Here is a 13,597-nt window from a genome sequence, read left to right as displayed (position 1 = left end):
TGCTTTCTGTATAAAATAATACAAAACTGATTTTTCACTGTCAACCCCAATAGTTGCGTTTTTCTGACAAAAGGATGATCGCCCCGCTAAAGCGCGTTTCCAAGAGAGTCAGAAACATTGCGCAGAGGGAGAATGATGAATAGATCCGCAGTTTAAACAAAGCATCTCTAAATACGGCTCCAGCCAAAAGACGAAACTCTACGACAATGTGAGCATTGAAGCCATTGCCGAACCTTGATCTCTTGCTAGAGTGGAAACACTTTATTGCGACGAGAATTCAGACAAAAATCATGGGTGCATCCAATATTGGCGAAGCAATCTACAACTACCAACACGCCCTAAACCTATTCTCAGAGCAACCAGATCTACAGAGCCTTCTAGAAACTCTCTACTCTCGCGATCGCCTTTGTTATGAGCTAAAAGATTCGCCACCCATTTCTGTCGGCTACCAAGACCAACTCTCTCACCTCGACCATGATCTCAAACAACAGGCCAACCTTATCTGTGAAACCATTGATTTAAAACCAATCCGCGACAGCCTAAATCCACCAGTAGACTCATGGTGGTGGTTCCCAGAAAATTTCCTCAAGCCACACGAACAAGATCAATATGACTGGGTGTGGCGCAGCAGCACGCTGGTAGGGTGGACGGTCAACCTGGCGCTGCTGACCGATATCACCAGTAAATTTGTGAGTGGTGGCTTGGGATTTGGTGGGGCTGGCGCAATTATTTTTCCGAGTTTGCTGACGTTAGTCAAAGCACGTGGTGACCTGACCGATGTGGGACAAGATAGCCTGCGGGGTCTGTTTACGAAGTTAGGGATTAAATCCCAGTGGCGCGAGGAAGCAACGACGATTTCCACTTGGGCTTTATTACTGGTCATTTTCGGATTTTGGACAAGTCTCCCCCAAATTTCGAAACTCTACAATTACCTTGGTTACCGTGCTGAGGAATCCGGTGATATTTCCACTGCTGAGCAGAACTTTAAACGGGCGATCGCCCTTGATGAGGACAACACAGATGCCCATTACAATTTGGGAAATCTGTACGAAGATCTCCGCAAAACTGATGCCGCAAAAGCTCAATACGAAATTGCAGTTAAAGCAGATCCGAAGAGTGCCGATAGCAGTGTTGCCTTTGCCCAAAATAATCTGGCGAGATTGCTGATCCTCGATGAAGACTATTCCAATGCCGTGGTCTTACTCAGACAAGGTTTAGATAATCTTGATCAAACTGCTGAAAACGAAGAGCAGCAGCAAAGTCTGCAATATAGCCTTTCAAAGAATCTCGGTTGGGCAAGATACAAGCAAGGACTCAACAACCAAGCCGATAATTATCTCCAAATTGCCTCCTCACTCAAGCCAGATAAAGCTCCCGCTTATTGTCTACAAGCGCAAAATTATCAAGTTGAGGAGCGAGAAGAAGAGGCGATCGCTGCGTGGGAGAAATGTCGCGATTTAGCGGATCCAACCCAACCCGATCAAGATCGGTGGCTCGTTATGGCACACAAGGCTTTAGACGGATCAGCGAGCAATACAACAGAAGAATCACAAACTCAATAGAACCCGTAGAAAAGGACGTTCTCACCCATTGAAAACGTCCCAATATTTGCAAATTAATTATTCGCGGCAGATCTTGAATTTATTCAGCGAGCCAACGAACAGCATCCTTCGCGTGATAGGTCAAAATCAAATCTGCACCAGCCCGCTTAAAGCTTGTGAGCGTTTCGAGAACCACCTTCTTCTCGTCAATCCAACCGTTAAGCGCTGCAGCTTTCACCATGGCATACTCACCGGAAACGTTGTATACCGCGACGGGAAGACTACTAATTTCCTTAACACGATAAATGATGTCCATATAGGAGAGGGCGGGTTTCACCATGACGATATCTGCACCTTCCATGATGTCCAGCTCAACTTCTTTAATGGCTTCGCCGGAGTTGGCAGGGTCCATTTGATAAGTCTTTTTGTCACCAAACTTAGGAGCAGAGTCCAACGCATCCCGGAAAGGGCCATAGTATGCGGAGGCGTACTTAGCGGAATAAGCCAAGATACCAACATTAGTCCAGCCTGCGGCGTCCAATCCCTGGCGGATAGCGCCGATACGACCATCCATCATGTCGGAAGGAGCAACGATATCAGCACCAGCTTCGGCATGGGAGAGGGCTTGCTTCACCAATATGGCAACGGTTTCATCATTCAGGATTTCGCCGTTTTCAACGATGCCATCATGACCTTGGTTGCTGTAGGGATCCAATGCAATATCAGTGATGACCGTCAAATCGGGAAAGGCAGCCTTTATTGCTTTAACCGCGCGCGGAACCAATCCATTGGGGTTGTAGCTTTCGGTACCAGCGTTGTCCTTTAGATCTTCCGCTACCAAGGGGAACAGGGCGATCGCCGGGATGCCCAGCTCAGACACCTCTTTGAGTTCTTCCAACAGCAGATCCAAGGTATAGCGAAAGCTGCCGGGCATGGAGGTAATTTCCTGCTTGGTGTTTTCCCCTTCCATTACAAAAACGGGGTAAATCATGTCATTCGCCGTTAAATTTGCCTCTCGTACCATCCGGCGGAGAGAATCAGTTTGGCGCAAACGGCGGGGACGCATTGAAGGGAACATAGGTACTAAATTATTGCTAAAAGCGGAAAATAAAAATGACTTCTAGCTAGTTTAAGGTGAACATCCGCACTCTCTTACGCAAACGTAACAGTCCTCAATGATCTGCAATTATTGGCCTGTCGATGGTGGAACAGTTACCAAGGGTTACCGATTAGGCTGTAGGCCGCCCAGTAGTAAGGATGAGAAAAATCAATTTCTCCGGATTCTCGCTTAAAGGCGCTGCGTGTTAGCTGAGCAAGTTCTGGGCTCGGCTGCTCATATTCTTTGTGAATCATTGCCAGTTGAGCTTGTCTGAGGGCAGAGATTTTTGTTGTCTCCTGACTAAGGGCTTGGTAAAACTCACTCATCAAGGTTACTGACGCGGCATCACTGACGTACCATAGCGAGGCGATCACCGCTCTAACACCAGACTGCAATGCCAAGCCCGCAAACCCCAATTCTGCTTCTTCATCACCAAGAGCTGTCCGACAAGCACTTAATACCAAAAGTTCGACAGGTGGATTGCGCCAATTGAGTTGATCCATTTTGTCGAGGGTCAAACGTTCATCGGCAAACTGAATATAAGAATTATCGGGTGTGCCACTCTGGAATTCCGCATGGGTCGCGAGGTGAACAATACCGTAATTATTTTCTGCACGCTCCTGTTTGAGATTTTCAAGCGTAAAGCCTTCATTTAAAAATGTTTTGCCTTGGCGGAGATTCGGAATAATCGTGTCTAGCTCAATTTCGACACCGGGTAAATCTGGCAACTCGTCGAATGTTGAAGCTCCCATCGCTAAGGCTGGGCGATCGCCGATACGAGAAGCCCCTTTTGTCATCAATTGGAAAGCAGGCACCACACCAACGCCATACTTTTCTACTAAAAATTCTTTGCCATCATGGAGCGCTCCAAACGGAATCGTGCGTAATCCTGGCCCCGTACAGAAAAGCAAATTATCAATCTCTTCGATATCTAATGTTGCGGCAATCGGCTTAATGATCCAGTCATATAGCGTTTGGGCAGACTTGAGATAAGAATTTCGAAAAATGGGATGTTGGCTCGTCACCCCTCGGAAAAAATCCATTTTAGTGCTGATTATTTCGGCCTTATTTACCAGCGTTGTACGGGAAACAGGTTTGTGATTTGGCGTCAACATACTGAGATTAATTTGATCGCCAGACGTCATGATCCAAATAAGAGCTGTCCTCTCCCCAGTAAGCTTTGCATTCTCCTGTAAGGCCGCAGACATCTTTCTGACATCCATCGCCTCAAACTTAAAATTGGTATTGAAATAATTTTCGTATTCCTGTTGCCAATCACTCTCCATTTTCATAATGGAGTCGTAGAAAGGATTGGTTTGGGCCATCACCGTCGGATTCATGAAGTGCCACGGGACGGCGATCGCCAAAAGACAACTCAAAGTAAAGCAAATAATCAGACGATACAGACGAACGAAAGCCATCACAAACCTAATCCACGGTGCTGTCTAAATGTATTATGGCCAGATTTTCAATCAGTTGACGGAGAACTCAGGACGCTTCAGTTAACCTTGGGTAAATTCTCAGCAACATCATAGATAAAACAATTTGTCAGCCATCGATCCGTCGCTAGACGATAGGTTTCCTTGCTACTGTCACTCATATTTTGATCGGTTACAGCGCTGAGATCTTCGAGGATGGCACGAATGAAAGGCAATGGCTCTTCAACTTTAACTGTGGCTGCTTCGACATTCGCAAATTGTCGATCAAGCTGTTCCTGAAATTTCGTTAAAGGGTCAATGCTTCCCACCCAATACACTTGCCAGCGGCCAACAGGACGTTGCTGTGCGAAATCAATTTCAGCAGTTTGTGTTTTGCCAGGTTCTACCTGCAATGGACTTTGAGGTGTCAACAACAGCATTTCTTGCTTCGGACTGAGGGCAAAACCAACAAGATTGAGAGCTTGTTGTCCTAAATTTTTATACTGAAATGCCAAGGTTTCATTTAGCTTGACCTCCGCAGCCTGAAAAGTTGGGGCTTTAGAAATATTAATTGGCGTTGTCTTCTGGATGAGTGGCGATCGCCGAGGTTCGAGACGATTTAAACTGCTCTGAGTTTGTAGTGAAGTCGTTGTTTCATTTACCAATAGCCGCAGCCATTTCAGAGCCAATAGACGTTCGAGAGTCGGCTCTAGCTCCTCTACAGAAGACTTAATTGCTTGATTACTATCCTGAGGCAATAGCTCAGGCAAAGGCTCACCACTCAGCGAAAACAAACGATAACCTTCATCAAAAATATAATCGGCCCATTCTGCTGGATTACTGATATTAGCAATGCCAACAATCCCAGCAAAAGCACTGGTTGCATCCACTCGCTCAATCCGGCTGAGCTCATCTCCGAGGGCAACGCGTAAGGTGAGATTACGGGGAAGAACTCGCAAATATTCCTGCAAAGGAGTATTTGGCACTAAATCTTTCGCTGATGTTTTGGCTTGAGCCGATAAGCCATTTTTTGAAGTGATCGAAAGAATCTTAGGGGTTGTCTCAATAGTTTTCACTTCACTTTCTGAGGCGATCGCCTGTAGCACTTCCGGTGCGTACCCAATCAAATTGAGCTCGACGGAACTCCCATCTACAGCCACCACATGTCCGACACTAGGTAAAGTGATGCTAGTTGGCAATAATCCATAAAGTGGGATTGATTTTTTCACAAATTGCGGTGCAGGTTGTCCTTCTGGCAACAACTGCAACTGTTGATAGCGGAAATTCAAAAACGAATTGGCTTCCGATATTGTTGCTTTCGGATTAACTGCGAAGAGATTTTGCGCCAAAGTCGCAGTAAACAGGCCAACATGGGCCCCATTAATCGCAAACTCTTTGCCTCCGTTTAGCTCTGCGGCACTGAGCTTGATAATGGATTTACCACCAAGATTTCGCTGGATAATATTTCGTTGTAGCTGTTCTTCAATCGCTGTCTCAGAAGGGTTGGCAATACTCGATATGGACTTCGGATAAGCTCGGCCTCGCAAGTATTGATATTCCCCTTCAGGCAATGGCGAGAAGCTAGTATCAAGAATCAATGCAGACTGCGCAACATTGAGCGATTGAATAAAACCCTCAATTGTTGAGACGGCGATCGCATTATTGACCACCACTTTGTTGGTCTTACCGATCACCCCATCTACAGGCATCAAAGCATTAATCGAATCTCCCTGAGCAGTATTAATACTTGTGCCGTAGCCACTAAAGTGAACGAACAAGAAATCCTCGGGGGTGAGAATATCTTTCAATTGCTTTTGAAACGTTGTAAAAATATTGTCGCGATTAGCAGCTTCATTTTTGAGAACAATGATTTGTGCTGGGTCAAACCCAAAACGGTGCATCAATAATTGCTTTTGGATCTCAATATCAACACCACAACCATTAAGATCATCAACTTCAGGGTAACGGTCAATACCAATTAAAAGCGCGAATTTCCGCCCGGAAAACTTTTCAAGAGCCTGGGCATAACGATCAATTTGGCCTCGCAATCCTTGGTCAAGCACACCAAATGAAAAGAGGGCTAATCCCAACCCTTGTAAGAAGCTGCGTCGATCCAATTTCATCTTGAACTAGTGCCCTTGGGAATCCTGCTATCAGACTACCAGTCATCTCTCTATATGACTACTCTGTAGGCATATAAAAGAACCTAACTTCAAATTATTTCAAGTAAGAATGTATTACCTCATATGGCATTACAAACTCAGTGTATTTCTACGGGACTGACGGGACTCGAACCCGCGACCTCCTGCGTGACAGGCAGGCATTCTAACCAGCTGAACTACAGTCCCCTGTGGTTTAAGTCACTTTTAATAATATATTCACAGAAAAAAGTTATGTCAACCCCTCAGACAAAAAAATCTTATTTGGAAGTTTAAGGCAGTCTTATTGTACTCATCCCATTCACTCTCAAAATCACGAGGAAGCTCAGGCCGCTAGGTTGCAATAGTGAGTGTTATTGGCTCTAGATAAAGTGTAAGTAAATATTTTCAAAGTACGTTGGGCGATCGCCGAGTTAATGCATGGGGATTGAGTCAAAAATCAGGTCCAATGCTTTATAAAATTTCATCTGATACATTGGGGAGCAAATACGCAGTAAAACTTGGCCTAGTTCTTTGGGCTGAAGAAAAAGCTATAAGATAGCGAAAGATCTTTTGGTGAGAGTTGTATGCCCTCAGTTTGTATCACCCTTGGTACGCGACCAGAAGCCATTAAATTGGCTCCTGTGATTCGTCAGTTTCGGCAAGCGACTGATTTTGAAACTTCAGTAATTTTGACAGGTCAACACCGCGAGATGGTTGATCAGGTGATGCAATGGTTTGATCTAAAGGCTGATTTTGATCTAGAGATTATGCAGCCGGGTCAAACATTATCGGATATTACCTGTCGCAGTTTGGATGGACTGCAAAAGATTTACCAGGAATTATCGCCGGATATTGTGTTGGTACAGGGGGATACAACCACTGCTTTTGCCGCAGCCCTCGCTGCTTTTTATCAACAGATTCCAGTGGGCCATGTGGAAGCAGGTCTGCGCACAGACAATATCCTCAACCCTTTCCCAGAGGAAGCCAATCGCCGATTGATTTCGCAAATTTCTCAGCTGCATTTTGCGCCCACAACTCAGGCGATCGCCAATCTCGAAAAATCAGATATTTTAGGGCAGGCGTATAACACCGGAAATACAGTTATTGATGCGTTATTAACAGTGGCGGCATCGGAGCCAGACTGCAATATTCCTGGTTTGGATTGGCCAGAGAAACGTGTCATCCTCTCCACTGTGCACCGCCGCGAAAATTGGGGTAGTCCCCTCGACAGCATTTTGCAGGGATTTTTAAAAGTCGTGGAAGCATTTCCCGATGTGGTGATCTTATTACCTATGCACCGCAATCCGAAAGTGCGTGAACCGATTCAAAAGGTGTTGGGTGATCATCCCCAGATTTTTCTCACTGAGCCCTTAGATTATCCGCAGCTCGTTGGGGCAATGCAGCGATGTGATTTGCTCCTAACCGATTCGGGGGGACTCCAGGAAGAGGCACCTAGTTTAGGTAAGCCTGTTTTGGTATTGCGTAAAACGACTGAACGTCCCGAGGCAGTTTTGGCGGGAACCGCAAGGCTTATCGGCACAGAGCAGATGGATATTTTTCAGGCAGTAAAAGCGCTGCTGACGGATCAGGAACAATATGATCAAATGGCCACAGCAACCAATCCGTTCGGGGATGGCACTAGCTCCAAGCAAATCCTCGAAATTGTGCGGAAATTTTTAGGCCAAATAACGTGAGTTCGGGATAAGAGAAGAAAAGGAGAAAGTGCATATTGTGGAAGTTGATAAGCAATCCACCACTTTCTCCCATGACCAGTCTAGAACCTTTGTTTTGTGCTGTTGATGATGTCTGCCAAGTCTTCGAACCTCAATGGCAACAACAGCTGCTGGCCTCGAAACAACGGCGGCGACGTCGCTCAAGAAGCTTGAGTTTAAGCGAGATAATGACGATATTGATTGCTTTTCACCAATCTCATTATCGTAATTTCAAATATTTCTATCTCATCAATGTGCGTCATCTATTGGCGAGGAGCTTTTCCCAGAGCCGTGAGTGACCAACGTTTTGTGGAGTGGATGCCTTCGACGTTAGTACCTCTATGTGTCTACCTACAGCACTGTTATGGTCAATGCACAGGTATTAGTTTCATTGATGCCACCAGTATCAAGGTTTGTCACAATCGCCGCATCTCTCAACATCGCGTTTTTGAAGGTCATGCCGCTCGAGGTAAAACATCTGTGGGTTGGTTCTTTGGTTTCAAACTATATCTGGTTATCAATGACCATGGCGAATTACTCAATGTGAAGGTCACACCCGGCAACACCAATGATAGAAAACCGGTAGTGGAGCTTTTGAAAGGGTTATCGGGAAAAATCTTTGCAGATAAAGGTTACGTCTCTCAAGCTCTGGCACAGTTGACCTCTTGCAAAAGAAGTGAGAGTAGGTAAAAAAGAGGAAAGTATCAGAGTCATAGCGATAGAAATGCCGACTTACGAACAGCTCCAACATTTATCTCCAGAACAATTCAGGAGAGCCTGTGGAGTTAAACTTCAGACTTTCAATCGTCTGGTAGAAGTCCTAGCAGAAGCTAAAGCAAAGCAAAAACCCGGTCGTCCCAGTGTTTTATCCCTGGAAAATCAGTTACTCCTCACCTTGGAATATCCGAGGGAATATCGCACTTATTTTCATATCGCTCAATCATGGGGCATTCATGAATCAACAGTTTGTCGCATGGTGCAAAAAACAGAGAATACACTCATCAAAGAAACCGATTGCCACTGACCCGGCATGAAACAGCTCCATGGTTCAGAAGAGTTATCTCTAACAGTAGTGGTATGGATGCCACAGAACAGGCGATTGAAAAGCCCAAAAAAACAACATCTTTACTACTCAGGAAAAAGAAGCCTCATTCCCTTAAAGCTCAAATAGTTATTGCTTGGCAGTGGGCACAGATTATCTGTTGTGACTGTGAGAAAGGTAGCACCCATGACTTCAAACTACTCAAAAAGAGTAGAGTGCATTTTCAGCAGGGACAACTCTGCCTTGCCGACGCTGGATATCAAGGTCTACACAAGCGGCATCAGCGGAGTCACACTCCTCACAAGAAGCCTAAAGGTGCGGAGCAGAAACAGGAGAATCAGCTCTTAGCAGCTCAAAGAATCATCATTGAGATGGTATTCAGAATGCTCAAAAGATTCCGCCTCTTATCCAGTCGATATCGTAACCGCCGTCGGAGATGGGGATTAAGACTCAATCTCATTGCTGGTCTCTACAATTTTGAATTGCCATAACCTTTTGCAAGAGGTCAAATGCACTGGTATTAGTTTCATTGATGCCACCAGTATCAAGGTTTGCCATAATCGCCGTATCTCTCAACATCGCGTTTTTGAAGGTCATGCTGCTCGAGGTAAAACATCTGTTGGTTGGTTCTTTGGCTTCAAGCTGCATCTAGTAATCAATGACCGTGGCGAGTTACTCCAAGTGAAAGTCACCCCCGGCAACACTGATGACCGCAAGCCAGTGCTGGAACTATTGCAGAATTTATTTGGCAAGGTTTTTGCAGATAAAGGCTATATCTCTCAACCTCTGGCACAGCATTTACAAGAAGAGCATGATGTGACGTTGCTGGCTAAGCCTCGGCGCAATATGAAGAATCACTTGATGCTTTGGCATGACAAAATCCTTGCCCGTAAGCGAGCTTTAATTGAGACGGTCATTGACCAGCTGAAGAATATTTCTCAGATTGAGCACCCTAGACATCGTAGTCCTGCCAATTTTTGTGTTAACTTGCTTTGTGGTCTAATTGCCTACTGTCATCAGCCTAAGAAACCCTCTCTTCAGCTTGATTAGAAGCTTCTTTTCCTATCCCGAACTCAGGTTGTTTCAGTTTTCTGGGCGAGAGGTTCTTGCTGCGTTGCACAGTGAATACTGCCACCACCAGAGGCGATCGCATCAATGGCAATTTGCTCGATCACCCGATCTGGAAAAGCCTGAGCGATAATCTCTTTTGCATTCTGATCCGCAACCTCATCCCAAAATTTCTGCATAATCACCGCACCATTACAGAGATAGTAGCCAATATAACCCGCCGCAAAATCCCGAACCCCAAAGTTCTCATTAATAACATCGGGAGCATCAATCACAGTCACATCCAGGGGATTATCATCAATGTCTGTCGCTTCTTGCAAGACTTCAATATTTTTCCGCGTGACATTGTAATCATGGGACTGCTGATAGTTATCACGGCTCACCAAGACTTTCTCTTTCTGAGAAAACCGCGCATAAAAATCAACATGGCCATCAGTAATATCTTTACCTTTAATGCCATCCAACCAAATTACTTTTTGAATCCCCAACAATCGCTCTAATTCTTTCTCGACCTCGGTCTGACTCACATTTGGATTACGATTGTCATTCAAAACAGCACTTTTCGTCAGGATGGCAGTGCCATGGCCATCAATTTCAAAACTACCTCCTTCTAAAACAATATTTGAGGGGATAATAGTCGCGTTTGCTTGATTCGTAATAAAATCTGCAACCCTTGCATCGAAGGAATGCTCTTGTTTGCCACCCCAACCGTTGAAGTTAAAATTCACACCGTATTTTTTCCCTTCGCTATCCAGCACAAAAGTGGGGCCAGTATCACGCACCCATAGATCATCTGTGCGACATTCAATCAGCTCAATTGGGTATTGATAACGCGTTAAATCTCCCAATAGCTTTTGCGCCTCGGCCATATCTTCTGGCGATACCAACATCGATACAGGCTCATATTTGGCGATCGCCGTGGCAATGCGAACCAAATCACGTTTCACCGCAGGAATCTGCTTACGAGTCCAAATATACTCATTAGCAACAAAAGCCATCCATGTTCTAGCGTGTGGTGCTCCTTCATCAGGCATAAACAATGACCCATCAACTGCAAGATGACGAAGTTGATTTGTTTTACAGCCCACAGCAAAACCACCTGCCATTAAAGCAGTCAATTTGATTAGAGTACGTCTAGAAATGCTCAAATACCGCTCCAGTCCAGTGAGATTGCTACAGCTTCCTGCAACACTACACTTCCAATTCAAGAAATTGTGTACAAGCAGTCCAGCGATCACCCGAAAGACATTCACCACACCACACAAGCACTTTATCTAGATAGAACTCCTGTTATCATGAAGTTTTGTAACGGGAGCAAATCCAATGAAAGCTTTTTTACAGGGGCTGCGTGATCCGGACATGATGCCATCGGCCCTGCGTGTTGCCCTACTTGTTGGCACCATCCTTTTCAGCATTAACCATGGCAATGCTTTATTAAAAGGAAAAATGGACAAATCACGGTGGTTATCGAGCCTCCTCACCTATGCCGTCCCCTACTGCGTCAATATCCATGGACAGGTCAGTAGCAAACGTAAATTTCAACGTAAACTCGCAGAAAAAAACATCCGTTCCGAAGAACAGATAGCAGCCCTAACACATGTTTAAAAATGCATTTTCAGAGAACGTATGTGAACCAACAATAAGCGTTCTTTAATAAGCTTTTTGACCTTTAACTGCCGGATCTTTTAACCAACATTTTTCCAATAGGTTGATTTTATACAAGTACCAAAATCGGTTGGGATTCCACACTGCACATTGCTCAGATTTCCCGATGGGCTGATTGAGATATTGGAATAATGGATCGACCACCTGCCTAACTCTGGTAAACATAGGCATCGCCCTCACTTTTAATAGGATTTTTTGAAACGAAAAGCGACCATTCATCACCAAACGTCTGCCAAATTAAATTATCTATACGACAAACTTAGCCAAATTCCAGAGAGAAACTAAGGTTGGGAATATTTGCTATATTTTGCGATTTTTTAGGATATATCTGTAAATTTCCTCATTTCCTTCAGTTTCGAGACACCCTAAGTTGAAAGAAAATGTTGTAATAACAGGCTTTCTACGTAATATTTTTTCAAAGAATTACTATTTGTTGAGGAGATTACTCCAATCGTCACTGTATATCTTAAGCACACTCTTCTCCTTACAGAGAGACGAATAGATTAGCTCTGTTGGTGATGGTTAATGCGATCGCTAATCTTACTGACAAGCTGAGAGATTTTTTGATCCTTGGTGAGCAACTGCCCAATTTTGTCGCAACTATACATCACTGTTGTGTGGTCTTTTCCGCCAAATGCTTCACCGATCCGAGGCAAACTAAGATCCGTATGCTGGCGCATTAAATACATGGCAATTTGGCGAGCAGTACTAATTTCACGGCGGCGGGAGGCACTTTTCAGATCCTCGATGCTAATGCCCACCATCTCCGACACGATTTGCACAATCAATTCTGGAGCAGCAGGGGCATACTCAACGGTGGGATTCAGGATAGGTGCAAGGTTTTCGACGGTCATCGGCAAGCCAGATATAGCGATATGGGTCACTGCCCGCAAGAGTGCGCCTTCGAGTTCGCGAATGTTTGAGGTGTAGTGGGTGGCAATGTATTCAATGACAGAACGAGAAAGCTGAATATTTTCAGCCTCAGCTTTTTTCTGGAGAATCGCCATCCGTGTTTCAAGGTCAGGCGGTTGGATGTCTGCAATCAATCCCATCGAAAATCGAGAGGATAATCGCTGTTGTAAGCCGGGGATCTGGTTTGGGGGGCGATCGCTAGCTAAAACGATTTGTTTACCAGCTTCGTGGAGAGTATTAAAAGTGTAGAAAAATTCTTCTTGGGTATATTCTTTCCCTTCAATGAACTGAATATCGTCCACTAACAGCACATCAGCAGTGCGGTAATGTTCGCGAAAGGTTTGGATGCTATCTTTGCGGATGGATGCAATGAGGTCGTTGGTGAATTGCTCGGTGGAAACGTAAAAGATTTTGGCATCGGCATTGGTATCGAGACGATAATGTCCAATAGCTTGCATCAGATGGGTTTTCCCAAGTCCCACTCCACCACAAAGCACAAGGGGATTAAAGTCACCACCGGGAGATTCGGCGACAGCAAGGGCAGCGGCATGGGCCATACGATTGGTGGGGCCAACGACAAATCGCGAAAAAGTATATTTCGAGTTGAGATCTTGAGCTTTTTTGGGCGATCGCCGCAATAAATTATTGTTGTTTTGGCTGCTGTAGAGATTCGGGGTCGCCGCGAGGGTATTACCTTCTGGAGACGTAAGACGAACACTGACCGGAGAGGAAACTAGCTCGGCGATCGTCTCGGAGATTAGCGCCCCATAATATTTCTGAATATGGTTGAGGACAAAGGCATTCGGCGCACAGAGAACAACCTCATCGTCCTGCCACTGTTGCATCGTTGTCGGCTCAATCCAGGTCTCGAAGGTCGGACGGCTTAATTGTTGTTCGAGTTTGACTAAAACTTCTTGCCATAGTCGTTGGGGATCTTGCGTCAACGTCCGTGCCTCGGTGGTGAGAATTACAGGAAGGTAGATGTTAAACCGAAAGTAC

At 45.1% G+C, this 13,597-nt stretch carries 11 protein-coding genes, 1 tRNA gene and 1 pseudogene; 7 read left to right on the top strand and 6 right to left on the bottom strand.

The genetic code is table 11. The annotated features are described in order from the left end of the window. Positions 1–290 precede the first annotated feature (290 nt). Positions 291–1,562 (top strand): tetratricopeptide repeat protein, encoded by a 1,272-nt coding sequence (locus tag LEPTO7376_RS00075; protein ID WP_041763029.1) that lies wholly within the window; start codon positions 291–293, stop codon positions 1,560–1,562. A gap of 79 nt (positions 1,563–1,641) precedes the next feature. On the opposite strand, the gene hemB is transcribed toward LEPTO7376_RS00075, so the two are convergent. The 4 genes from hemB to LEPTO7376_RS00055 form a co-directional block, all read right to left on the bottom strand. Further along, a complete protein-coding gene (gene hemB / locus LEPTO7376_RS00070; protein WP_315861553.1) occupies positions 1,642–2,607 on the bottom strand; it encodes a porphobilinogen synthase in 966 nt (321 codons plus the stop codon). 146 nt (positions 2,608–2,753) lie between these two features. Continuing rightward, positions 2,754–4,061 carry a CHAT domain-containing protein gene (locus LEPTO7376_RS00065; protein ID WP_015132259.1) on the bottom strand — a complete coding sequence of 436 codons (1,308 nt, stop codon included), beginning with the start codon at positions 4,059–4,061 and terminating at the stop codon, positions 2,754–2,756. A 77-nt stretch (positions 4,062–4,138) separates the two neighbouring features. Then, a complete protein-coding gene (locus tag LEPTO7376_RS00060; protein WP_015132258.1) occupies positions 4,139–6,181 on the bottom strand; it encodes a caspase family protein in 2,043 nt (680 codons plus the stop codon). 151 nt (positions 6,182–6,332) lie between these two features. Further along, positions 6,333–6,406, bottom strand: a tRNA-Asp gene (locus LEPTO7376_RS00055). 377 nt (positions 6,407–6,783) lie between these two features. On the opposite strand from LEPTO7376_RS00055, the gene wecB reads away from it, so the two are divergent. The 5 genes and pseudogenes from wecB to LEPTO7376_RS00025 all read left to right on the top strand — a co-directional run bounded on the left by wecB (position 6,784) and on the right by LEPTO7376_RS00025 (position 10,003). After that, positions 6,784–7,893: a non-hydrolyzing UDP-N-acetylglucosamine 2-epimerase gene (gene wecB, locus LEPTO7376_RS00050; protein WP_015132257.1), complete on the top strand. Its 1,110-nt coding sequence runs from the start codon at positions 6,784–6,786 to the stop codon at positions 7,891–7,893. A gap of 71 nt (positions 7,894–7,964) precedes the next feature. After that, positions 7,965–8,568: pseudogene (locus LEPTO7376_RS28805) on the top strand (IS982 family transposase); the annotation flags it as partial. 67 nt (positions 8,569–8,635) lie between these two features. After that, positions 8,636–8,935 (top strand): transposase family protein, encoded by a 300-nt coding sequence (locus LEPTO7376_RS28555; RefSeq protein WP_315861552.1) that lies wholly within the window; start codon positions 8,636–8,638, stop codon positions 8,933–8,935. Then, on the top strand, positions 8,926–9,444 hold the full coding sequence (locus LEPTO7376_RS28550) for a transposase family protein (protein WP_315861551.1): 519 nt from the start codon (positions 8,926–8,928) through the stop codon (positions 9,442–9,444). The genes LEPTO7376_RS28555 and LEPTO7376_RS28550 overlap by 10 nt, the downstream gene beginning before the upstream one ends. Further along, positions 9,407–10,003, top strand: a complete 597-nt coding sequence (locus tag LEPTO7376_RS00025; protein WP_264309041.1) for an IS982 family transposase — start codon at positions 9,407–9,409, stop codon at positions 10,001–10,003. Before LEPTO7376_RS28550 ends, LEPTO7376_RS00025 begins: the two co-directional genes overlap by 38 nt. Positions 10,004–10,026: 23 nt before the next feature. Here the strand turns inward: LEPTO7376_RS00025 and LEPTO7376_RS00020 are convergent, their stop codons facing one another. Further along, positions 10,027–11,169, bottom strand: a complete 1,143-nt coding sequence (locus tag LEPTO7376_RS00020; protein ID WP_225901151.1) for an agmatine/peptidylarginine deiminase — start codon at positions 11,167–11,169, stop codon at positions 10,027–10,029. A gap of 175 nt (positions 11,170–11,344) precedes the next feature. Between LEPTO7376_RS00020 and nrtS the strand changes: the two genes are divergently transcribed. Next, positions 11,345–11,626, top strand: coding sequence for a nitrate/nitrite transporter NrtS (gene nrtS / locus LEPTO7376_RS00015; protein WP_015132255.1), 282 nt, complete (start codon positions 11,345–11,347; stop codon positions 11,624–11,626). A 563-nt stretch (positions 11,627–12,189) separates the two neighbouring features. Here the strand turns inward: nrtS and dnaA are convergent. Continuing rightward, the gene (gene dnaA / locus LEPTO7376_RS00005) at positions 12,190–13,542 is read right to left on the bottom strand and encodes a chromosomal replication initiator protein DnaA (protein WP_015132253.1); all 1,353 of its coding nucleotides are present in this window, start codon (positions 13,540–13,542) and stop codon (positions 12,190–12,192) included. Positions 13,543–13,597: the final 55 nt, after the last annotated feature.

Source organism: [Leptolyngbya] sp. PCC 7376 (genome assembly GCF_000316605.1).
Taxonomy (GTDB): Bacteria; Cyanobacteriota; Cyanobacteriia; order Cyanobacteriales; family MRBY01; genus MRBY01.
The sequence above is the reverse complement of the archived record's forward strand: the minus strand, read 5'-3'. Positions and strand labels throughout refer to the sequence as shown.

What these genes read in the sequence shown, in the direction of transcription:
- LEPTO7376_RS00075 (WP_041763029.1), top strand. Translation starts at nt 291, where the DNA reads ATGGGTGCATCCAATATTGGCGAAGCAATCTACAACTACCAACACGCC.
- hemB (WP_315861553.1), bottom strand. Translation starts at nt 2,607, where the DNA reads ATGCGTCCCCGCCGTTTGCGCCAAACTGATTCTCTCCGCCGGATGGTA.
- LEPTO7376_RS00065 (WP_015132259.1), bottom strand. Translation starts at nt 4,061, where the DNA reads ATGGCTTTCGTTCGTCTGTATCGTCTGATTATTTGCTTTACTTTGAGT.
- LEPTO7376_RS00060 (WP_015132258.1), bottom strand. Translation starts at nt 6,181, where the DNA reads ATGAAATTGGATCGACGCAGCTTCTTACAAGGGTTGGGATTAGCCCTC.
- wecB (WP_015132257.1), top strand. Translation starts at nt 6,784, where the DNA reads ATGCCCTCAGTTTGTATCACCCTTGGTACGCGACCAGAAGCCATTAAA.
- LEPTO7376_RS28555 (WP_315861552.1), top strand. Translation starts at nt 8,636, where the DNA reads ATGCCGACTTACGAACAGCTCCAACATTTATCTCCAGAACAATTCAGG.
- nrtS (WP_015132255.1), top strand. Translation starts at nt 11,345, where the DNA reads ATGAAAGCTTTTTTACAGGGGCTGCGTGATCCGGACATGATGCCATCG.